Consider the following 23452-nt stretch of genomic DNA (forward strand, 5'->3'; position numbering starts at 1 on the left):
GGGGGAATGAGACCCCCCACCTAACCTCCCCCGCTGGGCGGGGGAGGGACTGCCGCCACTCTCCCGCACCAGCACCAGTCTCCTCCCCCGCCCAGCGGGGGAGGATTAAGGTGGGGGTCTAACGCCGCAAAGCTCCACCCCCTGAAGAACCACTCAGTCCTTGATCTCGCCCATCGCCGACTGGATGTAGTTGGCTAGGCCGATGTCGTCGATCAGGCTCAGCTGGGTTTCCAGATAGTCGATGCGCTCCTCCGACTCTTCCAGCAGTTCGGACAGCTCGTCGCGCGACACGTAGTCGGCCTTCTCCTCGCACACGGCGATGGCGTGGGCGATGCGGTCGCGGGCTTCCTGCTCTGCGGCGAGGTCGCTGGACAGGATCTCCGGCACGTCTTCGCCGATGTGCAGCTTGCCGAGGTCCTGCAGGTTGGGGATCGCCTCGATGAACAGGATGCGTTCGATGATCTCGTCCGCGCTCTTCATCACCTCGATGGAAGCGTGATACTCCCACTTGCCCAGCGCCTTGACGCCCCAGTTCTTCAGCATGCGGGCGTGCAGGAAATATTGGTTGATCTGCGTCAGCTGGTCCTTGAGGACGATCTGAAGCTGGGCGATGACGTCGCTGTTGCCCTTCATGGTCCGTCCCCCTCTCAGCTCGGGAAGCCGCCCATGGCCGACTGCAGGTAGTTCTGCAGGCCGAGCATGTCGATCAGGCGAAGCTGCTGTTCCAGCCAGTGGGCGTGGTCTTCCTCGGTGTCGACCAGCAGTTCCAGCAGGATGCGGCGGGTGTCGTAATCCTTCACCTGCTCGCAATAGGCGATTGCCTCCTTCAGGGCGGCCACCACCTCATATTCCAGGTTCAGGTCGTTCCGCATCATCTCCGGAACGGTCTTGCCGATGTGAATCGGGTCGCGGCTGGCGACGTCGGGCGTGCCTTCCAGGAATAGGATGCGGCGGATCAACTTGTCGGCATGCTCCAGCTCTTCCACCCGCTCGTGCGAGATGCGCTCGCTCAGCGCCTTGAGGCCCATGTCCTCCATGGTGCGCGCATGGGACAGATACTGGTCGGCCGCGCTCAACTCGCCGGTGAGCAGCTTGTTCAAACGGTCCAGGACCCCTTGATCGCCTTGCATGGCAGGATTCTCCGAAATAGACGATTTGTCGCACCTTGGCACAACCGAAGGACTCGCACAATAAAAATATCCCTTTCTGATAGAGATGTAGTTGATAGTCACTATCAGTTGGAACGGATTCCGGATGCCCAAAATACAGTCAGGGCCGCTTCCCTGTTTTGCGAATCAATGTCAATTGCGATTGGAAAGGATTGCGGTGAATTCCCCGCCTCGGATTGCGGTTTTTGACTTGCGCCGGCGCAGCGATGCTTGAGCGGAAGAACAGGCCCGCCCGCTTGCCGGTTCCCCCCCACGCAATCGGGCCGCCGCATTGAGGCAGGGGCCGTTCCGTGCTAACAGACCGCGGGATTTCTCCGCCCTTCTTTCCAACGACAGCCGGATTGCGGCCATGACGACGACCTCCTCCTCGGCCCCCGCCTCGGAGTTTCTGCGCACCCTGCAGGAGCGCGGATTCATCCATCAGTGCACCGATCTCGCCACGCTGGACGAGCGGGCGCAGAAGGGGCCGATCGTCGCCTATATCGGCTTCGACTGCACCGCCGATAGCCTGCATGTCGGCAGCCTGCTGCCGATCATGATGCTGCGCTGGCTGCAGAAGACCGGCCACAAGCCGATCGTCCTGATGGGCGGCGGCACCACCAAGATCGGCGATCCGTCCGGCAAGGACGAGGCGCGCCAACTGCTGACCGACGAGGTCATCGCCGGCAACATGGCGGGTATCAAGCGCATCTTCGGCCGCTATCTGACCTTCGGGGACGGCCCGACCGACGCGGTGATGGCGAACAACGCCGACTGGCTGGATGAGCTGAAATACATTCCGCTGCTGCGCGACATCGGCCGCCATTTCACGATCAACCGCATGCTGTCCTTCGAATCGGTCAAGCTGCGGCTGGATCGCGAGCAGCCGCTGACCTTCCTGGAATTCAACTACATGATTCTCCAGGCCTACGACTTCGTGGAGCTGAAGCGGCGCTACGGCTGCAGCCTGCAGATGGGCGGGTCGGACCAGTGGGGCAACATCGTCAACGGCGTCGAACTCGGCCGCCGCACCGACGGGGCGGAGCTGTTCGGCCTGACCACGCCGCTGCTGACCACGTCTTCCGGTGCCAAGATGGGCAAGACCGCCGCCGGGGCGGTGTGGCTGACCGCCGACAAGCTCAGCAGCTACGATTTCTGGCAGTACTGGCGCAACACCGAGGATGCCGATGTCGGCCGCTTCCTGCGCCTCTACACCGAACTGCCGCTGGACGAGGTCGCCCGTCTGGAAAACCTGCAGGGCGCCGAGATCAACGAGGCCAAGAAGATCCTCGCCAACGAGGTGACCAAGCTCGCCCACGGCGAGGAGGCCGCGCAGGAGGCCGCCGAGACCGCCCGCCGCGCCTTCGAGGAAGGGGCCGCGGCCGCGGGTCTGCCCAGCATCGAGGTCGCCCGCGCCGACCTGGAGGCCGGCCTGCCGGTGGTGGATCTGCTGGTGTCGGCCGGTCTGGCCGCGTCGAAGGGCGAGGCGCGCCGGCTGATCAAGGGCGGCGGCGCCAAGCTGAACGACGGGCCGATCGCGGACGAGACGGCGAAGGCGACGACGGCGGATCTGAACGCGGACGGCGTGGTGAAGCTCAGCGCCGGCAAGAAGCGGCATGCGCTGGTGAAGGTGGGGGTCTAACGCCTCACCGCGTATGCGCCTCCGGCGGCGGCCTGTTGTCCGGCGTCGGCGTCCCGTCACCGCCCAGGAAGAACAGGTTGCGCAGGAAGCCGGGGGCCAGCACCGCCAGCGGGTTGACCGACACGTCGGGGTCGGACAGCGGCCCCTGGACATGCCAGGTGGCGGAGAAGATGCCCTGGCCCTCGCCGCCGCTCAGCACGTCGCCCAGCAGCGGGATTTGGCCGATCAGGCGGTTCAGGCCATAGACCGGAACGATGGTGCCGCGGAGATTGGCGGTCTCCGTCTCCAGATCGACCTGCCCCTCCAGCGTCAGGCCGAGCGCCGAGCCCGAGGTGCGCAGGTCCTTCACGGTCAGCAGGCGGCCCTCCTTGCGGAATTCCGCCGACATGCGGCCGAAATTGACGCCCTTGCCGCCGCCCAGCAGCTCGGCGAATCCTGATGGCGAGATGGCGTTGAGGATGCGCGCCAGGGCGGGCACGTCGAGCAGCGTGTAATCGAGGATTTCCGCCTTGCCGACGATGGCGGCATCCGCCCGCGGCTCCACCGACCGGCCGGACAGGGTCAGGCGGCCACCACGCATGCGGTCGTTCAGGTCCATCGCCTGCAGGGCGGAGCCCAGATCGTCGGCGGTGATGGCGAGGCCGTAGACGCCCTGCGCCCCCGGCCGCCATTTCATCGACACGCCGCCACCCTCGCTGCGCCCGGTGAGGTCCAGCAGGGTCCAGGCCGTGGTGTCGCGCCGCATGGTTCCGGCGACCTGACGCAGCCGCCGCCCCTCGCCGAACACCACCGAATCGAACTTGATGGCGACGTCCAGCGGCGTCTTGCGGCCGTCGCCGCTCCGGGCCTTTTGTGGGTCGGGAGTGACGGCACCCTCGCCGGACGGCGTCTTGCCGGTCAGGCCGCGGGCGTCCAGGCTGCCGCCGGTGATGGTGCCGGCATAGCCGCCGGCCGGACCGCCGGGCTTCGCCGGGGGCAGAACGGTCAGGTCGGCGCGCAGGTCGGTCTGGCCCAGCTTGAAGCTGGGGGTCTGCACCCGCGCCACCCGCTTGCCGCCATCGGCCAGTTCCAGGTTGGTGACGGCCTTCAGTCCGCCGGCATCGACGGTCAGGTTGCTGATGCGGGTCGGCCGGTCCTTGTCGAACTCCAGCGTCAGCTTGCCGGTGCCGGACTTTCCGGGCGGCTTGGCCCAGGCCAGCTCCTCGATGGACAGCCGGGTCTTCTCCAGGTTCAGGTTCGCCGTCAGCGCCAGTTTGTGTTTGCGGTCCACCGTGAACAGGATGTCGGCGCCGAAGGGGCCCTGCACCCGGTCTTCCAGGTCGATGCCGTGGGCGCGCAGGTCGTCGGCGGTGGCGTCGCCCTTCACCGCGATGCGGGTGCGCGGACCCTTGGCCGCGCTGTCGAACGACTCGTTCCAGTCGACGGTTACGGGGATGCCGTCCAGTTTGGTGGCGCCCTTGATCTGCATCGCCTTGAGGTCGAGCGCCAGCGACAGTTCGCCCTCGGTGGCGTTCATCCCGGCCGCCACCTTCTCCACCGCCACCTTGTGCAGCTTGCCGGCCACCTCCAGGTCCAGCTGCTCCACCTTCAGGTCGACCAGCAGCGGGAAGGCGAAGTGAAGCTGCGCTTCCGCCGTGCCCTGGGTGCGTTTCGGGTCCATCTCCAGCTTGGTGGGATAGCCCAGCGGCGGCATGTCGATCAGGGTCAGGATCGAGCGCACCGGCCCCTGGACCGGGATGCGGATGTCCATCGTCTCCTTGCCGGTGTCCAGCCCGCCGATCACCACCTTGCCGTCGCCGATCTCGATGTCGCCCGATTTCGGATCGGCGATTCGCCCGCCTTTGGTCTGGATGGTGAAGGTCTTGCCGTCGGTGGTCGCCTCCATCCCGGCGCCGGTCACCGGCGTCAGGTCGTGGAAATAGCGGACGCTGATGTCCTCCCCGGCCATGGTCGCCAGGAAGCGCGTCATCTCCGGCTCGGCCGGCCGGTCGAGCGGCAGCGACAGCGCCACCTCGGTGCGCGCCTCCGTCACCGTGCCGTGGGACAGGTTGGTGGTCACCCATTCCCGCGCGTTGGGGCCGGCGACCTTCGGCCAGTAGCGGCGCAACTCGTCCAGCGCCATGCCGCGCGCGCTCGCCTGCGCCTCCACCGCCATGCGGTCGCCCTGGCGCAGGGCGGTGCCGCTGGCCTCCACCCGCGGCTGCGGCCCGCCGGCCTCGCCCAGAACCGCCGTCAGGCCGTCCAGCGCGATGCGGTCGCGGTCGCCATGCAGGCGCAGCCGGGCCGACTCGACGGGCACGGGCCCTTCGAACAGGTCCGGACGGTGCAGATGGCCTTGGCCGGCGGTGAGGTCTGCCTTGCCGGAGGTCGGCTGCAGGGACGGATCGAAGGCGACCTCCACAGTGCCGGACAGCGGCAGGGCGGCGGCCTTCAGCGGCTCCAGCATCGGGGCTATGCCGGCGAGCGCCGCGGGGGTGACGCCGGTCAGGCGCGCCGCCGCTCGCCCGTCCTTGCCGGGTCCCTGCTGCCCCGACAGCTCCAACCCGGCGGTCCGGCCGCCGGCGGTCAGCGACAGCGATGCCTGGAGGTCGCGGCCCCGGTCGTTCTCCGTCAGTTCGCCCCGGCCGTTCAGCGCCAGCGGTTCGCCGCCATCCGCAGACGCCGCCATCAGCGACAGATCGTCCACGCGCAGCCGCCGTCCCGGAACGTCCAGGCTGCCGCGCAAGGCCACGCTCTGCACGGCGAGCGGGTCCGGCCGCAGGGCGGGCAGCGCGACGGTGCCGGCACCGCCGCGCAGGTTCAGGTCGAGCGTCGACGGCTCGAACCGGGGATCGAGCTTCGCCGTGACCGTGCCCGAGAGCGGCAGCTTCACCGCGGCCAGCGGGGCCAGCGCCGGCCCGACCTCCGCCAGCGCCGCCGGCTCCAGGCCTTCGACGGACAGGGTCAGGTCGGTGGTGGAATCGGCGATGTTGAAATGGCCGGAAGCGGCGACGGTCACCGGGCGGCGGTTCGCATCCCTCAGGTTTTGCGTGCCGAGATCAAGGGTCAGGCGGGCGCGGCCCTGGGCGCCGTGGTCGTCGCGGGTCAGGATCATGTCGGCGCGACTCGCATGCCAGGAGAGATCCAGCATGCGGTTTTCGATCCGCAGATCGGCCCCCACCACCGACAGCCTGCGCAGCAGCCCCAGCGGCCGGTCGATGTCGGGCGGCCGGCGCAGGCTGTCCAGCGCCTCGTCCAGCAGGTCGGGGCCGTCGCTTTGCCGCTTCTGCACCGCCTCCGTGTCGGACCGCACATCGAAGGCGAGGCTGCCGTCCGCCCGCCGCAGCACGCTCAGGCGCGGCCGGACCAGATCGAGGCGCGTCGGCGACAGCGTGCCGCGCATTAGCGCCGCGATGGAGAAGCCGATGCCCATCTCCGGCACCGCGGCCAGTTCCGCCCCGTCGGCATTCAGCGCCTGCACCCGCCGGGCGCGCAGGTCGAGACGCCGCCCGCCGCCGCCGCTTTCCAGAGTGTCCTCATCCTCCAGCGACAGCACCAACTCGCCGACATCGATGCGGAACCGGCCGTCGCGGTCGCCCAACGCCTCTTCGACATAGGGGATCAGCGGGTCGAGCGCGATCGGCCCCTGCGACAGCCGCCAGGCGAACAGCCCGCCCGCCGCCAGCGCCACGGCCCCGATTCCGGTCAGCGTCAGGCCGAGAATCTTCGCGGTGCGCCGGATCATCGGGCACCATGGAAAGAGGAGAGGGGGAGGGAGGAAAGGAGGAGGGCGGAGAGGGCGCGCGAATCGGCCCGATTGACGTTCTCTCCCGACGCGTGCAGCTTTCTGCACATGTTTTGAGCAGGAAAGACCGTCGCCATGTCCAGCCCCGTCCCGTTCCCCGCCCCCTTGCCGAAGCCCTTCGACGCCGCGCAGGCGGCGCTGGGGATGGAGCGCTGGCGCCAGCAGGCCGCCATGGCGGAGCCGGAGACGCGGGCCTGGGCCGATGCCTTTGCCGATTCGGAGCCCGGCCGTGCGCTGGTCGACGCGGTGTGCGGCAACAGCCCGTATCTCGGCCATATCCTGACGCGGGAACTGCCCTTCGTCCGGCGGGTGATGGAGGACGGATTCGACGCCAGCTTCGCCGGGCTGATCGCAGCACTCCATGCCGAGCATGGCCGGGAGACGTCGATGGACCGGCTGATGGCCGGGTTGCGGGTGGCGAAGCGTCGGGCGGCCCTGCTGATCGCGCTGGCCGACATCGCCGGCGTGTGGCCGCTGTTCCGCGTCACCGGCGCCCTGTCGGAGCTGGCGGAGACGGGGGTGCAGCTGGCCGCGAATTTCCTGCTGCGCCGCGCCGCGGAAGCGGGGACGCTGACGCTGCCGGATCCGCAGCGACCGTGGATCGGCTCAGGTCTGATCGTATTGGGCATGGGCAAGCTTGGCGGGCGCGAACTCAACTATTCCAGCGACATCGACCTGATCGTCCTGTACGACGACGCTGTTGTGCAGACGCCCCAGCCGGACAACCTCGCGCGAACTTTCATCAGGCTCGCACGCGATCTTGTCCGCATTATGGATGAACGCACCAAGGACGGCTACGTCTTCCGCACCGACCTTCGGCTTAGGCCGGACCCCGGCGCCACGCCGCTGGCCGTTTCCGTTTCGGCGGCCGAAATTTATTACGGCAGCGTCGGCCAGAACTGGGAACGCGCGGCGATGATCAAGGCCCGCCCGATCGCCGGCGATCCGGAGGCGGGGGCGTCCTTCCTGCGCTTCCTGGAGCCCTTCATCTGGCGCCGCAACCTGGATTTCGCCGCCATCCAGGACATCCATTCGATCAAGCGCCAGATCAACGCCCACAAGGGCCACCGCGAGGTGACGGTCAACGGCCACGACATCAAGGTCGGCCGCGGCGGCATCCGCGAGATCGAGTTCTTCGCCCAGACCCAGCAGCTGATCTTCGGCGGCCGCGACCCGCGCGTGCGCATCGCCCCGACGCTGATGGCGAACGAGGCGCTGCGCGACGTCGGGCGCGTGCCGGCGCAAACGGTGGAGGATCTTGCGGGGGCCTATCATTTCCTGCGCCGTGTCGAACATCGCATTCAGATGATCGACGACCAGCAGACCCACCGTATTCCCGCCGACGATGCCGGGGTGGCGCATCTGGCGACATTTCTCGGCTATGACGACCCGGATGCCTTCCGGTCGGAGCTGCTGGCGACGCTGGGGCAGGTCGAGGACCGCTATGCCGAACTGTTCGAGGAGGCGCCGTCGCTCTCCGGTCCCGGCAACCTCGTCTTCACCGGCACCGATCCCGATCCGGGCACGGTGGAAACGCTGAGCGGCATGGGCTTTGCCGACGCCGCGCGCGTCATCAACGTGGTCTCGGCCTGGCACCGCGGCCGCTACCGCGCCACCCGGTCGGGCCGGGCGCGGGAGCTGCTCACCGAAATGACGCCGGCCCTGCTGAGCGCGCTGGCCAAGACGCCGGCCCCCGATGCGGCGCTGATGAACTTCGACGATTTCCTCGGCAAGCTGCCGGCCGGCGTCGGGCTGTTCTCCCTGTTCGTCGCCAATCCCTGGCTGCTGGAGCTGGTGGCGGAGATCATGGGCATCGCGCCGCAGATGGCGCAGACCCTGTCGCGCAACCCGTCGCTGCTGGACGCCGTGCTCTCGCCGGACTTCTTCGACCCGCTGCCGGGCAGGGAGGATGGGCTGGCGGCGGACCATGCCCGCGTGATGGCGGCGTCCCGCGATTTCGAGGATGCGCTGACCCTGTCGCGGCGCTGGACCAACGACCAGCGCTTCCGCGCCGGGGTCCACATCCTGCGCGGCATCACCGACGGCGACCGCTGCGGCGCCTTCCTGGCCGACCTTGCGGACATCGTCGTTCCCGACCTCGCCCGCCTGGTGGAGGAGGAGTTCGCCCAGCGCCATGGCCGCATTCCCGGCGGCGCCTGGGTGGTGGTGGCGATGGGCAAGCTGGGAAGCCGGCAGCTGACCATCACGTCGGACATCGACCTGATCGTGATCTACGACGTGGTGCAGGGCCAAGGGGCGCAGGGCCAAGTGGGCGGCGGGGGGCCTCGCCTGTCGGATGGCGCCAAGCCGCTGTCGCCCAACGAGTACTACATCAAGCTGACCCAGCGGCTGACCAACGCCATCACCGCCCCGATGGGCGACGGGCGGCTCTACGAGGTGGACATGCGGCTGCGCCCGTCCGGCAATGCCGGGCCGCTCGCCACCTCGCTGGACGCCTTCCTGAAATATCAGACGACCGACGCCTGGACCTGGGAACACATGGCGCTGACCCGCGCCCGGGTGATCGGCGGCGACCCCGCCTTGGCCGACCGGGTTTGCACCGCCATCCGCTCGGTGCTGACGGCGCCGCGCGATGCCGACCGGCTGCTGTGGGACGTCGCCGACATGCGGCGGCGAATCGAGAAGGAGTTTGGGACGACCAACGTCTGGAACGTCAAATACGCCCGCGGCGGCCTGATCGACATCGAATTCATCGCCCAGTACCTGCAGCTGCGTTTCGGTCATGAGCGGCCGGACATCCTGCACATCGGCACCGCCAAGGCGCTGCAATGCGCCGCCCGGACCGGTGCCCTGGATGCGGAGGTGGCGGCGGATCTGGAAGCGACGCTGCGGGTCTGGCGGCGGGTGCAGGGCTTCCTGCGGCTGACCACCGCCGGGGTGCTGGACCCCAAACAGGTGTCGCCCAGCCTGCTGGCCGGGCTGGTCCGCGCCGCCTTTCCGGATGAGCGTGAGCCTGGCGGTGTTGACTTCCCCGAACTGGACCACAAAATCCGTGCCGTCGCCGCCCGCGCCCATAGCCACTTCAAGGCCCTGGTCGAGGAACCGGCGGGCCGTCTGGCCCCACCCAACACGAACACGCCTCCGGCCTGAGGGCCGGATTCACCCGCCGCTTCCCCAGCCGGCAAGAAGAAGGACATTCGAGCAGCCATGACCGTAGACGTCGGATCGCCCGCCCCGGATTTCACCATGCCGACCGACGGCGGGGGCAGCGTCACCCTGTCGGCCCTGCGCGGCAAGCCGGTGGTGCTGTATTTCTACCCCAAGGACGACACGTCGGGCTGCACGTCGGAGGCCTGCGGCTTTCGCGACCAGCTGCCCGACTTCTCCGCCGTCGACGCGGTGGTGATCGGCGTGTCCAAGGACAGCGTCGCCAGCCACGACAAGTTCAAGGCCAAGCATGAGCTGACCTTCACGCTCGCCTCCGACACCGACGGCGGCGTCTGCGAGGCCTATGGCATCTGGGTCGAGAAGAGCATGTACGGCCGCAAATACATGGGCATCGACCGCGCCACCTTCCTGATCGACAAGGACGGCGTGGTCCGCAACGTCTGGCGCAAGGTGAAGGTGACCGGCCATGTCGCGGCGGTGCTGAAGGCCGTGCAGGCGCTGTAGCCTGTCGCGTGAAGGCGGGGTTCCATTTTCTCCCGGCATGAACCGTACGGGATGGACACCCCGCCGCCCCGGCTATTCCTCCGGCGCGAGGGTTTACGCCACAAGGGCATTTTTAGAATCGCCCCAAAACTGCATACACTCCGTGCATTCCCGCACCAGTGGCCGCGCAACCCACCGCGGTTTTGGTCCTTCGGCTGCCCCAGGGATGCACCATCGATGAACGTTGCGAATATTGCCCGGCGCCTCGTCGCCGGAGAGTTCCACTATGCGCTCGGCCGCTTCGAAACGGTGCGGCGCGGCTACAGTGCCTTGCGCCGTCTGTCCCCCCGGTCGCGGCAACGTGCCCCGGCCGGGCCGCCCGTTGCCCTGCCCACCCTTCCGGTCAGCCTGTTCGCCGGCCAGACGGCGGAACGGGCGCTGGCCGAGCTGCGCCGCGACTCGATCGCCACCGGCTTCGACCTGCCCTGGGCGATGGTGGAGGAGATGGTGGAGTTCGCCACCCACTCCCCCCTTCAGCGGCGGCTGCGCGACGAGCGGATGTTCTACCGCCACGAGGTTCGTAAGGGCCGGCTTGCCGACGGCTCTCCCGCGGTGATGGGCGTCGTTCCCGATCCGCTGGACTGCCCGGCGGTGCGACGGGTCTGCCGCGACCCGCTGCTGATGGAGTGCGCCGGGGCCTTCCTGGGGTTCCCCGCGACCAAGATCATCCCGCGCCTGTTCTGGAGCTTCGTCACCGACGCCAGCGACGACGAGCGCCGGCAACTGGGCCAGACCATCGACTGGCATTACGACGTTCACGACTTCCATTTCTGCTCGGCCCAGTTCTACCTGACCGACGTCAGCCCCGGTGCGGGGGAGCATGAGCTTGTCCGCGGCAGCCATCACGGCAAGTCGCTGCGCATGCTGCTGGGTTCGGCCAATGCCCGCGACGAGGAGCTGTTCACCCGCTTCGCCCGCGACCGCATCCTGGTGGTGGAGGGGCCGGCCGGCACCGGCTTCCTGGAGGACACCTCCTGTTATCACCGCGCCGTGCCGCCGGCCGACCGCGACCGGCTGATGCTGCAGCTTTGGCTCAGCTAGGCTAGTGTGCGCCCGTCACAAAAGCGGGCGCGGAGCGGACGATGAAGAACCGGGAGGGAAATATCGGGGAGGGGCTGCGGACCGTCGTCGGCCTGATGAGCGGCACGTCGATGGACGGCGTCGACGCCGCCCTGCTGCGCACCGACGGGCGCGAGCGGGTGGAGGCGCTCTCCTTCCTGACCATCCCCTATGATGACGGCTTCCGTGCGCAGTTGCGCGGTTGCCTCGGCAGGACCGACAATGGTGGGCCGGTGGCGGAGGTCGAGCGCGAGCTGACCGACGCCCATGCCGACGCGGTGCGCCGCCTGCTGGACCAGGCGGGCGTCGCGCCGGCCGAGGTCGAGCTGATCGGTTTCCACGGCCACACCATCCATCACGACCCGGACCGGCGGATCACCCGGCAGATCGGCGACGGCGCCCGGCTGGCCGCGGCGACCGGCATCGCCGTGGTCAACGACTTCCGCAGCGCCGACGTGGCCGCGGGCGGTCAGGGAGCGCCGCTGGTCCCGCTGTTCCACCGCGCGCTGGCGCATGGCCTGCCACGCCCGCTCGCCATTCTCAACATCGGCGGTGTCGCCAACGTCAGCTGGATCGGCACCGAGATATCGGAGTCGGAGGGGGAGGCGGAGGTCGTGGCCTGCGATACCGGTCCGGGCAACGCCCTGATCGACGATTGGGTTCTGCGCCACGGCCTCGGCCGCTTCGATGCCGGCGGGGCACTCGCGGCGACCGGCCAAGTGGATGGTCCGGCGCTGGCCGCTCTGATGGCCCATCCCTGGTTCGACCGCCCGGCGCCCAAGTCGCTGGACCGCGACGCCTTCGACCCCGCGCCGGTGGCCGCCCTGTGTGCCGCCGACGGCGCCGCGACCCTGACCGCCTTTACTGCCGACTCGGTCGCCCGCATCGTCGGCCACCTGCCGGCCCCGCCGGTGCGCTGGCTGGTCTGCGGCGGCGGCCGCCACAATGCCTCGCTGATGGCGATGCTGGCCGACCGGCTGGGGGTGCCCGTCGACTCGGCCGATCTGGTCGGCTGGGACGGCGACGCGCTGGAGGCCCAGGCCTTCGGCTATCTCGCGGTCCGCAGCCGGCTCGGGCTGCCGCTCAGCCTGCCGGCGACCACCGGCGTGCCGGCCCCCCAATGCGGGGGCGTGTTCCACCCGGCGGCCTAACTCGTGGCCGACTCCAGCAGATCCGCCAGCGCCGCCTGCTGGTCCACCGCGTGAAAGTCGGTCTTGCGCTCCATCGCGGCGGCAAGGCGGCGGCGGTATTCGGTGCGGGGAATTTCCACGGCGCCGAACCGGCACAGATGCTCGGTCACGAACTGGGTGTCGAGCAGGGCGAATCCGGCGGCGCGCAGGCGGGCGACCAGATGGACCAGCGCCACCTTGCTGGCCCCGGTCTCGCGGCTGAACATGCTCTCGCCGAAATAGGCGCCGCCGATCGACACCCCATACAGCCCGCCGACCAGCCGGCCGTCGCGCCAGCATTCCACGCTGTGGGCGAAGCCGGCGTCGAACAGTTCGCCGTAGAGGCGGATGATGTCGTCGTTGATCCAGGTCTTCGGCCGATCCTCCGTCGATTCGGCGCAGCCCTCGATCACCGCGCGGAAGGCGCTGTCGAACCGCAGTTCGAACTGGCCGCGGCGCAGTATCTTGCGCAGGCTGCGCGGCACATGGAAGGCGTCCAGCGGCAGGATGCCGCGGCGCTCCGGATCGAACCAGTGGAGTTCCCGCGACTCCGCGCTTTCGGCCATCGGGAAGATACCGGCGGCATAGGCGCGCAGAAGCATCGGGGCGGACAGGGTGAACATGCCGATGACTATACCCGATGAAGCGACGCAGGCCATTGTGGCGAAACACCGATGCCGATGGCGGGGGGCAGCCGTCCGGCCGAGTGATACTGGTGTCGAGACCCCGCGACAGCAACCTCCTTCCATGGTATGCAACGCTGGGAAGCACAGCCGTGGGAAGACTCGTCATGCGCAGCGTCGTTTTCGCCGTCCTGTCCGTTCTGGTTGCCGGACTGTTCGCCGCTGGCCCCGCCTGGGCGCAAAGAAAGGCGGAGCCGGGTGCCTTCGATTACTACATCCTGTCGCTGTCCTGGTCGCCGACCTACTGCGCCCGCGACAGGAACGGCCCCGATCCCGACCAGTGCGGCGAGCGGAAATACGGCTTCGTCGTCCACGGCCTGTGGCCGCAATACAATGACGGCAGCTATCCCGCAACCTGCACCCGCGACCGCAACGTGCCCAAGGCGGTGGTGGACCAGACCATGACGGTGATGCCCAGCGTCGGGCTGATGATGCACCAGTGGCGCAAGCACGGGACCTGCTCCGGCCTGACCGCCACCGACTATTTCGCCAAGCTGCGCGCCGCCGCCGCCAAGCTCGCGATTCCCGATCCGCTGAAGGCGCCCGGCCCGACCGTGCCGGCCGTTCAGGTGGAGCGCCTGTTCCTGGAGGCCAATCCCGGCCTGACCGCGGAAGGGGTGGCGGTTGTCTGCTCCCGCCGCGACGTGTCGGAGGTCAGGGTCTGCCTGAACAAGGATCTGGGCTTCATGAACTGCGGCCAGAAGGTGGTCGACCGCTGCCGCGACCGCGATGCCGCCTTGTCGGCCGAGGTTGCGCCGGCCCAGCCCCGGACGTTCAACGCCGCCCCTGCGACCCCGGCTCTGCCTCCGGCCCCGGCCGCGGCGCCCACCCCGGCTAGCGCTCCGGCTCGCTGAGGCGGTCAATCGCTTTCCGCCCCCTCGGCCAGGGCCGCCATCGCCGCCGGGATTTCCGCCAGCAGTTCGCGGGCGAGGAAGCCCAGCGGGCCGATCCGGCGGCTCAGCCGGTTGCCGGCCTCGCCATGCAGATAGACGCCCCAGATGGCCGCCTGCTCCGGGCTGGCGCCGCGGGCCAGCAGGCCGGCGACGATCCCGGCCAGCGTATCGCCGGAACCGGAGGTGGCAAGCCCCACCGTGCCGCCGCGATAGGCCCAGGCACGACCCTCGGGCGTGACGATGCGGGTGCAGCTCCCCTTCAGCGCCACCACTGCCTTCAGGTGGGCCGCCACCTGCCGGGCGGTGGCGAGCGGGTCGGCCTCAACCTGATCGCGGGAGCAGCCCAGCAGCCCGGCCATCTCGCCGGCATGGGGGGTGATCACCACATGGCCGGAATGCCGCTGCACCGGCCCCGGATCGCGGCCCAGCCCGGCCAGCGCCCCCGCATCCAGCACGAAGCGCGGTCCGCCGCCGGCCGGGTCCCCAGCCGGATCCAGGCGCGTCAGCAGATCGGCGGTCAACTCCGCCACCGCCGCCTCATCCATCATGCCAGGGCCGATCAGCACGGTGTCGCAACGCGATGCCCGCTCCGCCAGCGTCGCGCCCGACTCGGAGGCGATGCCGCCCTCCGCCGTTTCCGGCAGGCCGGCGACGAGCGCCTCGGGCAGGGCGAGGCCCAGATGCGGGGCGATGCTGGCTGCGGTGGCGATCTGCAGCTTGCCGGCCCCCGCCCGCAGGGCGCCGATTCCGGCCAGCAGGGCGCCGCCCGGCACCGGCACGCTGCCGGCAATAACCAGCACCCGGCCGCGTGTTTCCTTGTCGCCGTCGCCGTCCGGCTGGGGCAGGGGCATACCGCGCAGCAACTCCGCGGTGACAGGAATTTCCTCGATACGGTCCACGGGCGTGCTCCCTATCGGGCCGCGACGGCGGCGTCCGGCTCGGCTGTGACCGGAGCACCGGCCTCCTCCAGCGGAGCGACGAAGTTGTAGCGGTGCAGGCACAGCCCGCCGCGCGGCCCGGCCTTGGCGTCGAACCGGTATTCGGTGACGGAGCAGTTGGCGACGTCGCCGGACGCATCGATGGCCAGGATCTCGTCCTCCGTCATGTTCTCCAGCAGGTAGCGCAGGCACAGCACCACCACCTGATGCCCGACGATCAGCACCCGTTGGCCGCCGTGATGCAGACTGATGGTGTCGAGTGCGCTGCGCAGCCGCAGGATCACGTCGCACCAGCTCTCGCCCCCCGGCGGGCGATGGTAGAACTTGCCCAGAAGGCGGCGGAATTCGGCCTGTTCCGGGAATTCCTGCCGGATGCCGGCGGTGGTCAGCCGGTCGAGCACGCCGAATTCCTTTTCGCGCAGCCGCTCGTCGATGACGAAGTCGGTCGGATCGACCGGCAGGCCGCCGGCCTGGTGCAGCCGCTCCGCCGTGCTCAGCGCCCGGCGGTAGGGCGAGGTCAGGACCACGTCGGGCCGTTCCGCCGCCGGCATGGCGGCGAACCAGCGGCCGAGCGCGTCGGACTGCCGCTCCCCCAACTGGCTGAGCGGAACGTCGACGTCGCGTTCGTCGATGTCGATCCGGACGAGGCCGGCCGCGTGCGCCGCATCGCGCGCGACGTTTCCGGCGCTCTCGCCATGGCGGACTATCCAGAGTCGGTCGGGCCAGCGCTGTTGCATCGGCGATCCCATTTGCTGGAGGTCTTGGGCTGGAGGAATGGGGCTGGTGGTCTGGGACTGGTGGTCTGGGGCTGTCGGGAATAACCGCCGGGCGGGGCGAAAGGTCCCGCGGCCCGGCGGCAGGCGGTATGGCAGCCATGCTGTCCGGTCGCCCGCTGCGGCCAATCGGCACCTTGCCGGTGGCGGAGGCCGGGCCACACTCTTCTGTCCAGTTTCACCATCTGAATGGATCGGACATGACGGACAGCCAGGACGCGGCCCCCCTGTTCCAGCCGGTGACGATCGGGCGCTACAACCTGCCCAACCGCATCGCCATGGCGCCGCTGACCCGCAGCCGCACCGACAACGCCACCGGCGTGCCGACCGCGATGAACGCCGAATATTACGCCCAGCGCGCCAGCGCCGGCCTGATCATCGCCGAGGCGACGCAGATCTCGCCGCAGGGCAAGGGCTATGCCTACACCCCCGGCATCCACAGCGCCGAACAGGTGGCGGGCTGGAAGCTGGTCACCGACGCCGTCCATGCCAGGGGCGGGCACATCTGCCTGCAGCTGTGGCATGTCGGGCGCATCTCCCACCCCGACCTGCAGCCGGGCGGCGCCCTGCCGGTGGCGCCCTCCGCCGTGAAGCCGGAGATGAAGGCCTTCACCACGGACGGCTTCAAGGACATCCCGACTCCGCGCGCGCTGGACATCTCCGAATTGCCGGGCATCGTCGAGGATTACCGCAAAGCGACCCGAAACGCGTTGGCGGCCGGACTCGACATGGTCGAGGTGCATGCCGCCAACGGGTACCTGATCGACCAGTTCCTGCGCGACGGCACCAACAAGCGCACCGACGCCTATGGCGGCTCCGTCGAGAATCGCGCCCGCTTCCTGTTCGAGGTGCTGGACGCCGTGGTGGCGGAGGCCGGGGCCGACCGCGTCGGCATCCGCCTGTCGCCGCTGAGCCCGGCCAACGACGCGCAGGAAAGCGACCCGATCGGCACCTTCAGCCCGGTGATCCGCCGGCTGAACGATTACGGCCTCGCCTATCTGCATATGATCGAAGGCGTAACCCGCGGGCCGCATCCGGGATTCGGCGGCGACCTCGCCGAGCTGCGCGGGCTCTACAAGGGGCGCTACATGGCGAACAACGTCTATGACCGCGCCATGGCGATCCAGGCGACGGCCAGCGGCCATGCCGACATGATCGCCTTCGGCCGCCCCTTCATTGCCAATCCCGACCTGGTGGAGCGGCTGCGCATCGACGCCCCCCTGGCCGAGCCGGACCAGAAGACCTTCTACGGCGGCGACCATCACGGCTACACCGACTATCCCCCATTGAGGCAGTCAGCGGCCTGACCGTTCGCCGCACGGGCGGCGTGCAGATCGCCCCCGAGTCGCCGCGCAGATGGCGAGGCGAAGGGGCCGGAGGTGGGATGCGGAGCGGCACTTCGGTGCCGCCCGCCCCGTTCCGGAGCGCTGGCACGGCGGCAAGCGTGAGCCTGGGGTGGGGCATTTAACGGCGATTCGGTCATCTTTCCTTTGGAAGGCTTGACCTGGGACCGGATCCCTGTGACAAAAGACATTCGGCACACTCTATGAGCTTGAAGACACATGTTCGACCGCCCGCCCCGCCAGGGCTTCCGCGCTCCCGAGATCACCAAGTCCAACGTCACCGCCACCGTGAAGTGGTTCAACCCCACCAAGGGGTTCGGCTTCGTGTCGCCTGAGGACGGTTCGCCCGATGCCTTCCTGCACGTCTCTGCGGTTCAGGCCGCAGGCTACGACGCGCTGGACGAAGGCACCACCATCACCTGTGACCTGGCCCGTGGGCCGAAGGGTCCGCAGGTGGCCTCCATCCACACGGTCGATACGTCGACCGCTCAGCGTTCGGCCCGTCCGCGGACCGGCGGCTTCGACCGTGGCGGCTATGACCGCGGCGGCTACGATGCCGGCGGCAGCAGCGGCGGCGAAGAAGTCGACGGCACCGTGAAGTGGTTCAATGCCGACAAGGGCTTTGGCTTCATCACGCCGAGCACCGGTGGCAAGGACGTCTTCGTCCATGTCAACGTGCTGCGCCGCTCGGGCATGCAGACCCTCCAGGAAGGCGATCAGGTGCGTGTCACCGTTCGCCAGGGCCAGAAGGGTCCGGAAGCGGGCAAGGTCGAGTACCTGTAAGGTTCGGGGTATCCCGGACCTCGACCGGACGGCGCGCGTTTTCGGACGTGCGCCGGCTCGGTCGGCTCCGCTCATCTGACAAGCGTATCGAAGGCTTGAGCGATCATCGCTCCGGTCTTCCCGGTGAAACTCCGGATTCTTTTCGCACGGTGCCTCCCTTCGGGGGCGCGCCGTGCGTTCTTGTCTTTTGCATCTCGGTTTTCTGCGGTCCTGGCTCGTGAGTGATCCGGCCGTGGCTTGGTTTGGCCCGGCGGTACGTTGCGTGTGTCTTCCGCTCTTCTCTTTCGGTACTTTGCTTTCTGCGCCTTCCTTTGCGCCGCCCTTCGGGGCGGCCGGCGCCGCTTCTCTCCCCTTATCCCGCCGCACTTTTCGTTGCTGGGGGGCTTTCCGGCATGATCGAGATGCTGACCGTCCAGCTCCCGGCGCTCTTCGGCGGGGGAGGGGAGACGGACATCTGGTGGTCCGTTGCGCAGCTGGTCGGCTTGTGCGGCATGCTTGGCGGCATGCTCTGGCCCTTTTTCCGCAGCCGGCAGGCCATGCTTCTGGTGCAGCTGGTGCCCTGCCTGGGCTTCGCCCTGCATTTCGCCCTGGTGGGTGCCCCGACCGCGGCGGCGCTCAATGGGCTTGCGGCGCTGCAGGTGTTGGCGGCGCTGGCGCTCGGCACATGGCCGGCATTCCGACTCGTCTATCTGCTGATCCTGCCGGTGATAGCCGCGGTGATGGCCGTGACCTGGACCGGCCTGCCGTCCGTCTTCGCCGCGGCCGGCATGGCGCTGATCAGCCTTGCCCGCTACCAGACCCGGGTTGCGGTGTTCCGCGGCACCATGCTGGTGGCATTGCCCTGTTGGTTCGTGCACAACTGTCTGGTGGGGTCGATCCCGGGAATGGTCTCCGACCTGACCGGGATGGCCGTCAATGCCTGGATGCTCCTGCGCGAGCGGACGGCACCGCGCCCACCAACACAAACTGGGCCAACACCAATGCCGCCAACGGCCGGGGAGGCGAAGCTGTCATGACCACCCACCACAGCAACCTGTCGGCGGAAGATGCCGCCGCACTGCGCGCCATTCCGCTCTTCGCCAAGCTGACCGACCGTGCCGTGTCCCTGCTGGGCGGCGTCGCCATCGTGCGCCCGGTGCCGCGCGGCACCACCCTGTTCCTGCAGGACGAGCCTGCCGACCGCTTCTTCGTGCTGCTCGACGGCTGGGTGAAGCTGTACCGCCTGACCCGCGATGGGACGGAGGCGGTGGTCCATGTCATCGGCCCGGCCGAAAGCTTCGCCGAGGCCGCCATGTTCGCCGACGGCAAGTTCCCGGTCTGTGCGGAGGCGGTGACCGACGCCCGCGTCATGACCCTGACCGCCGACGGATTCGCCCGCTGCCTGCGTGAGGACGACCGCATCGCCTTCGGCATGCTGGGCTCGCTGTCGGTGCGCCTGCGCCATCTGGTGACCCAGATCGAGCAGTTGCAGGTCCAGCCGGCGCCGCAGCGTGTCGCCGCCTTCCTGATGCGCGTCTGCCCGCCCGGCGATGGACCGGCGCAGTTCCAGCTTCCCTTCGACAAGGCGCTGATCGCGCGGCGCCTGGGCATGCAGCCGGAAACCCTGTCGCGGGCGCTCGCCAAGCTGCGCGCTTCGGGTGTGGAAACCCAGGGACTGACCGTCAGCGTGGCCGAGCGCGCCACCCTGCGCGCCGTGGCCGAGGCGGGCGAGGAGGAGTGACCGCGCCCCCTGCCGCCGCTCCCGCCGCCGCTTGTGACAGCGTCGGCGGAGCGGCTAGACTGGATTGACGGCGGTTGCCGCCGCGTGCGAGTTTGCACCCCTCCCAGTACCGGGTTTGTTCAGGATTTCGAGGCAGCGATGGGCGACAGCAACACGGTGGCGACGGCATCGGATCCGGCGCGGGATCTGGTGGCTTTCGCCGGTGACCGGCGCTTCGCCACCGTGATGGCGGACCCGCCCTGGCGCTTCGTCAACCGCACCGGCAAGATGGCGCCGGAACATCGCCGCCTGTCGCGCTACGGCACCATGACGGTCGAGGACATCTGCGCTCTCCCGGTCGCCGACATCGCCGCCCCCACCGCGCATCTCTATCTCTGGGTTCCCAACGCGCTGCTGCCGGAAGGCCTGCAGGTCATGCGCAGCTGGGGGTTCGAGTACAAGACCAATCTCGTCTGGCACAAGGTGCGCAAGGACGGCGGGTCGGACGGGCGCGGGGTTGGGTTCTATTTCCGCAACGTGACCGAACTGATCCTGTTCGGCGTCCGCGGCAAGAAGGCCCGCACGCTGCCCCCCGGCCGGACCCAGGTCAACCTGATCGAAAGCCGCAAGCGCGAGCACAGCCGCAAGCCCGACGAACAGTATGAACTGATCGAGGCCTGCAGCCCCGGCCCCTTCCTGGAAATGTTCGCCCGCGGCGCCCGACCCAACTGGTCGGTCTGGGGCAACCAGGCCGACGACAGCTATGAACCGACCTGGAAGACCTACGCCTTCAACTCCGCGAGCGACCGCGAGGCTGCGGCGGAGTAGGGGGCTTCGGCTTCTAATGCCTCCACCCTAACCCTCCCCCGCTGGGCGGGGGAGGGTTAGGGTGGGGGTCTAACTCCGCCCCCCTCACAAAACTCCCAAAGCCACCAAGTCCCGCCGCAGAGCCTCTGCGCCCAGGAACAGGTGCGCCGACATGCCCACCGACTTGGCCGCCTCGACATTGTCGGGGTTGTCGTCGATGAAGTAGCAATGCTTCGGTTCGAGGCCGTAACGGTCCATCAGCAGCCGGTAGATCGCCGGGTCGGGCTTCACAAGCCGTTCCTGACCCGAAACGATGATGCCGTCGAAGCCGTTCAGGAAGTCGAAGCGCTTGCGCGTCAGCTCGAACTTGTCGACCGAGAAATTGGTGATGGCGTAAACCGGGACGCCGCGGGCCTTCAGTTCGGCCAGGATTTCCGGCGTGCCGGGAATCGGGCCCGGCACCATGCGTTCCCACATGTCGTCATAGGCGCGGATCAGTTCGGCGCAGTCCGGATGCTCCTCGGTCAGCTGGGCGACCGCCTCGCTCCAGGGACGGCCGCGGTCCTGCTCAAGGTTCCAGGCGGGGGTGCAGACCCGGTCGAGGAAATCCTCCATCAGGTCTTCATAGCCGTCGAACAGTTCGCGGTAGAGGTGCCGCGGGTCCCATTCGATCAGCACCTGCCCGACGTCGAACACGACGACGGTCGGCTTCAGCGGCTCAGTCGTTCCGGTCATCAAACGGCCCGCCTCAGCCCTTGGCGCGGGCGGCGTCGGTCAGCCGCTTCATGTCGTCCAGCTTGATGGCGCCGGGCACCAGCTCATCGCCGAAGACGAAGGCCGGGGTGCCGCGGATGTTCAGCTTCTCGGCCAGCGCCTGGTTGGCGGCGATCACCTTCAGCACGTCCGGCGATTCCATGTCCTTCTTCAGCCGGTCGGTGTCGAGACCGACCGACTTGGCCAGCCGCATGATCACCGCTTCGTCCAGCTGGCCGCGGTGGGCCATCAGGGCATTGTGGAGTTCCATGTATTTGCCCTGGCCGCGGGCGGCGAGCGCGGCCTTGGAGGCGAGCAACGACGCCGGTCCCAGGATCGGGAATTCCTTCAGGACGAAGCGCAGCTTGGGATCGCCCTTGATCAGCGCCTGGGTGTCGGCCTGCACGGCCTTGCAGTAGCCGCACTGGTAATCGAAGAACTCCACCACCGTCACGTCGCCCTGCGGGTTGCCGGCGACCGGATCGGCGGGGTTGCGGGTCAGCTCCTGCCTGTTCTCGATCAGGGCATTGCGGGCCTGTTCGGCCTCCGCCGCCTTCTGGCGCTCCTGCATGGCGTCGACGGCCTGCAGGATGACCTCGGGATGCTCCATCAGGTAATCGCGGACGATCTTCTCGATGGCGGCCTTCTGGTTGCCGTCGAAGCTCGCCGACTGCGCATGGGCCGGAGCGGAGGCGGACAGCGCCAGCGCCGCGACAGGCAGGGCCAAAAGGGCGGAACGCAGGTACGGCAGGACGGGGCGCATGGTGGGCGGTCTCCGAAACGCTGGGGACATTGGGCCGAAGGCCGCCCACACTGGACCGACAATCCGGCCCGGACAAGTGCAAAGCGCTCGTCCGGACCTCACCCCCGGTTTCACTATCGCGTGATCAGCGGGCGCGCAAAAGTTCGCCCACCGACAGCAGCGCCATCTCGTCGCCGTCGGCCATGCCGATGGTACGGCCGGTGGAGTAGGGCAGGTTGTTGTCGTTGACGACCACGATATGGTCGGCATCGACGATGTTCACCCCCTCCGGCCCCAGATGGGGCATGACGAAGCGGCCTTCCGGCGCCTGTCCGGCGCGGGCTTTATGGTCGGGATCGGCGATGTCGGTCAGGTCGATGTAGCCGACCTTGCGGACGAAGCCGTCGGCGTCGGCCCCGGCGATGTCGATCTTGTAGACCCGCTTGAAGGCGGCCGGCGCGTTGAAGCAGTCGGGCTTCGCCTCGCCCTGGCAGGCCTGGGTCTTCGCCCCTTCGCTGCTGTCGTCGCGCTCGATCACCAGGGCGGTGCCGGCGTCGATCATCGCCAGATCGGCGACGACGTTGGCATTGTCCTCCAGCTTGTATTTCCAGGACTTGCCGGTGTACGTGCGGCTGGCGACGTCGAACTCCAGGATGCGGGTGTACGCGCGGCCGTCCTTGTTCTCGACGGCGTTGGCGGCGGCATTCCACAGCGGGCCTTCAAGCGACGGGTACAGGGTCTTGCCATCCGGCGACACGCCCATCGGCTCGAACCCGCGCGAGCGGCGGACCTCGAAGGCGACGGCGCCCGGAACCGGCGGCAGGATGCCGTTGCGGTAATGGTCGGGCGAGCGGGCTGGCTTGCCGTCGACCATCGTCTCATGCACGGCGACGACCACGCCGTTGCGGCTCAGTTCCAGGATGTAGGGGCCGAACTCCTCGCCGATGAACAGGCGATCGGCCTGGACCACCAGCGATTCGGGATCGAAGTCGGCGCCGGTCAGGTAGCGTGCCGTGCTGTTCTCGTTGACGATGGCGAAGGGGACCTTGCGGTCGGGATCGCGCAGAAAAATGGTCTCCAGCCGCTGCAGGGCGCCGCTCTGCCAGTCCGGCTTGACGCGATGGACCATCAGCAGCGCGTCGACCGAGTTCACCTTGCTGCCGAAGCCGTTGTCGGTCAGCGCCATGAACTCGCCGTTGCCCTGCGGCACGATGGCGGAGAAACCCTGCACCGCTTGCCCTGCGACCGGCAGCATGATCTCCGTCTGGCGCGGGACCTTGGGGTCGGAGGCGAAGGAGGTGGCGCGGATGCTGCCCACACTGTCCACCCGCTTGCGGTCGGCGTTGGTGAACTTGCCGGCGGTGGCGAACAGCGGCCCGGCATCGGCCGGCGCCTGCACCAGCGTGCTGGCCGGAAGCAGGGCATGGCCGGCCAGCGTGGCGGGGTAGCGCTTGGCCTGCTGCTCCTGGGCCTGAGCCGGGATCGCGGCGGTCAGGGCGGTGGACAGCAGGGCTGCGGTGGCGAACAGGGCGCCGCGCCAGGACGGCAGGCGGACGGACAGCAT

General features: G+C 68.7%; 20 protein-coding genes. 11 read left to right on the forward strand and 9 right to left on the reverse strand.

Annotated features, from left to right (window positions below; all coding sequences use genetic code 11):
* Positions 1-153: 153 nt before the first annotated feature.
* Together bfr (J2Y49_RS02895) and bfr (J2Y49_RS02900) are read right to left on the reverse strand one after the other, a co-directional pair.
* Positions 154-633: a bacterioferritin gene (gene bfr, locus J2Y49_RS02895; protein ID WP_310112078.1), complete on the reverse strand. Its 480-nt coding sequence runs from the start codon at positions 631-633 to the stop codon at positions 154-156.
* A gap of 14 nt (positions 634-647) precedes the next feature.
* Positions 648-1130: a bacterioferritin gene (gene bfr, locus J2Y49_RS02900; protein WP_149222295.1), complete on the reverse strand. Its 483-nt coding sequence runs from the start codon at positions 1128-1130 to the stop codon at positions 648-650.
* Positions 1131-1518: 388 nt separating this feature from the next.
* Here bfr (J2Y49_RS02900) and tyrS point away from each other — a divergent pair, with 388 nt between their 5' ends.
* A complete protein-coding gene (gene tyrS / locus J2Y49_RS02905) occupies positions 1519-2790 on the forward strand; it encodes a tyrosine--tRNA ligase (RefSeq protein ID WP_310112084.1) in 1272 nt (423 codons plus the stop codon).
* A 4-nt stretch (positions 2791-2794) separates the two neighbouring features.
* On the opposite strand, the gene J2Y49_RS02910 is transcribed toward tyrS, so the two are convergent.
* Positions 2795-6514, reverse strand: a complete 3720-nt coding sequence (locus tag J2Y49_RS02910; protein ID WP_310112087.1) for an AsmA-like C-terminal domain-containing protein — start codon at positions 6512-6514, stop codon at positions 2795-2797.
* A 135-nt stretch (positions 6515-6649) separates the two neighbouring features.
* Here J2Y49_RS02910 and J2Y49_RS02915 point away from each other — a divergent pair, with 135 nt between their 5' ends.
* The 4 genes from J2Y49_RS02915 (at position 6650) to J2Y49_RS02930 (ending at position 12456) form a co-directional block, all read left to right on the forward strand.
* Positions 6650-9685: a bifunctional [glutamine synthetase] adenylyltransferase/[glutamine synthetase]-adenylyl-L-tyrosine phosphorylase gene (locus tag J2Y49_RS02915; RefSeq protein ID WP_310112092.1), complete on the forward strand. Its 3036-nt coding sequence runs from the start codon at positions 6650-6652 to the stop codon at positions 9683-9685.
* A gap of 57 nt (positions 9686-9742) precedes the next feature.
* Positions 9743-10207 (forward strand): thioredoxin-dependent thiol peroxidase, encoded by a 465-nt coding sequence (gene bcp, locus J2Y49_RS02920; RefSeq protein ID WP_310112095.1) that lies wholly within the window; start codon positions 9743-9745, stop codon positions 10205-10207.
* 216 nt (positions 10208-10423) lie between these two features.
* Positions 10424-11287, forward strand: coding sequence for a hypothetical protein (locus tag J2Y49_RS02925; protein ID WP_310112097.1), 864 nt, complete (start codon positions 10424-10426; stop codon positions 11285-11287).
* 41 nt (positions 11288-11328) lie between these two features.
* On the forward strand, positions 11329-12456 hold the full coding sequence (locus J2Y49_RS02930; RefSeq protein WP_310112100.1) for an anhydro-N-acetylmuramic acid kinase: 1128 nt from the start codon (positions 11329-11331) through the stop codon (positions 12454-12456).
* On the opposite strand, the gene aat is transcribed toward J2Y49_RS02930, so the two are convergent.
* Positions 12453-13097 carry a leucyl/phenylalanyl-tRNA--protein transferase gene (gene aat, locus J2Y49_RS02935; RefSeq protein ID WP_310112103.1) on the reverse strand — a complete coding sequence of 215 codons (645 nt, stop codon included), beginning with the start codon at positions 13095-13097 and terminating at the stop codon, positions 12453-12455. The two genes, J2Y49_RS02930 and aat, sit on opposite strands and share 4 nt — an antisense overlap.
* A gap of 167 nt (positions 13098-13264) precedes the next feature.
* On the opposite strand from aat, the gene J2Y49_RS02940 reads away from it, so the two are divergent.
* Entirely contained in the window at positions 13265-14011 is a 747-nt protein-coding gene (locus J2Y49_RS02940) for a ribonuclease T2 (RefSeq protein ID WP_310112105.1), read from the forward strand.
* Between the two features lie 5 nt (positions 14012-14016).
* On the opposite strand, the gene J2Y49_RS02945 is transcribed toward J2Y49_RS02940, so the two are convergent.
* Both J2Y49_RS02945 and J2Y49_RS02950 read right to left on the reverse strand, forming a co-directional pair.
* On the reverse strand, positions 14017-14949 hold the full coding sequence (locus J2Y49_RS02945; RefSeq protein WP_310112109.1) for an NAD(P)H-hydrate dehydratase: 933 nt from the start codon (positions 14947-14949) through the stop codon (positions 14017-14019).
* A gap of 11 nt (positions 14950-14960) precedes the next feature.
* Positions 14961-15725, reverse strand: a complete 765-nt coding sequence (locus J2Y49_RS02950; RefSeq protein ID WP_310112112.1) for a histidine phosphatase family protein — start codon at positions 15723-15725, stop codon at positions 14961-14963.
* 236 nt (positions 15726-15961) lie between these two features.
* Here J2Y49_RS02950 and J2Y49_RS02955 point away from each other — a divergent pair, with 236 nt between their 5' ends.
* The 5 genes from J2Y49_RS02955 (at position 15962) to J2Y49_RS02975 (ending at position 20414) form a co-directional block, all read left to right on the forward strand.
* Positions 15962-17068: an alkene reductase gene (locus tag J2Y49_RS02955; protein WP_310112115.1), complete on the forward strand. Its 1107-nt coding sequence runs from the start codon at positions 15962-15964 to the stop codon at positions 17066-17068.
* Positions 17069-17323: 255 nt separating this feature from the next.
* Entirely contained in the window at positions 17324-17887 is a 564-nt protein-coding gene (locus tag J2Y49_RS02960) for a cold-shock protein (protein ID WP_014248651.1), read from the forward strand.
* Positions 17888-18279: 392 nt separating this feature from the next.
* Positions 18280-18903, forward strand: a complete 624-nt coding sequence (locus tag J2Y49_RS02965; protein WP_310112123.1) for a YgjV family protein — start codon at positions 18280-18282, stop codon at positions 18901-18903.
* Positions 18900-19607 (forward strand): Crp/Fnr family transcriptional regulator, encoded by a 708-nt coding sequence (locus J2Y49_RS02970; RefSeq protein WP_310112125.1) that lies wholly within the window; start codon positions 18900-18902, stop codon positions 19605-19607. The genes J2Y49_RS02965 and J2Y49_RS02970 overlap by 4 nt, the downstream gene beginning before the upstream one ends.
* A gap of 138 nt (positions 19608-19745) precedes the next feature.
* Positions 19746-20414: an MT-A70 family methyltransferase gene (locus J2Y49_RS02975; protein ID WP_149222284.1), complete on the forward strand. Its 669-nt coding sequence runs from the start codon at positions 19746-19748 to the stop codon at positions 20412-20414.
* Positions 20415-20498: 84 nt separating this feature from the next.
* Here the strand turns inward: J2Y49_RS02975 and J2Y49_RS02980 are convergent, their stop codons facing one another.
* From J2Y49_RS02980 to J2Y49_RS02990, 3 genes are all read right to left on the reverse strand, one after another.
* Positions 20499-21128, reverse strand: a complete 630-nt coding sequence (locus J2Y49_RS02980; RefSeq protein WP_310112128.1) for an HAD family phosphatase — start codon at positions 21126-21128, stop codon at positions 20499-20501.
* Positions 21129-21141: 13 nt separating this feature from the next.
* Positions 21142-21909: a DsbA family protein gene (locus J2Y49_RS02985; protein WP_310112130.1), complete on the reverse strand. Its 768-nt coding sequence runs from the start codon at positions 21907-21909 to the stop codon at positions 21142-21144.
* A 124-nt stretch (positions 21910-22033) separates the two neighbouring features.
* On the reverse strand, positions 22034-23452 hold the full coding sequence (locus J2Y49_RS02990) for an esterase-like activity of phytase family protein (RefSeq protein WP_409017797.1): 1419 nt from the start codon (positions 23450-23452) through the stop codon (positions 22034-22036).

This window comes from Azospirillum sp. BE72, from assembly GCF_031455875.1.
Classification (GTDB): Bacteria; Pseudomonadota; Alphaproteobacteria; order Azospirillales; family Azospirillaceae; genus Azospirillum.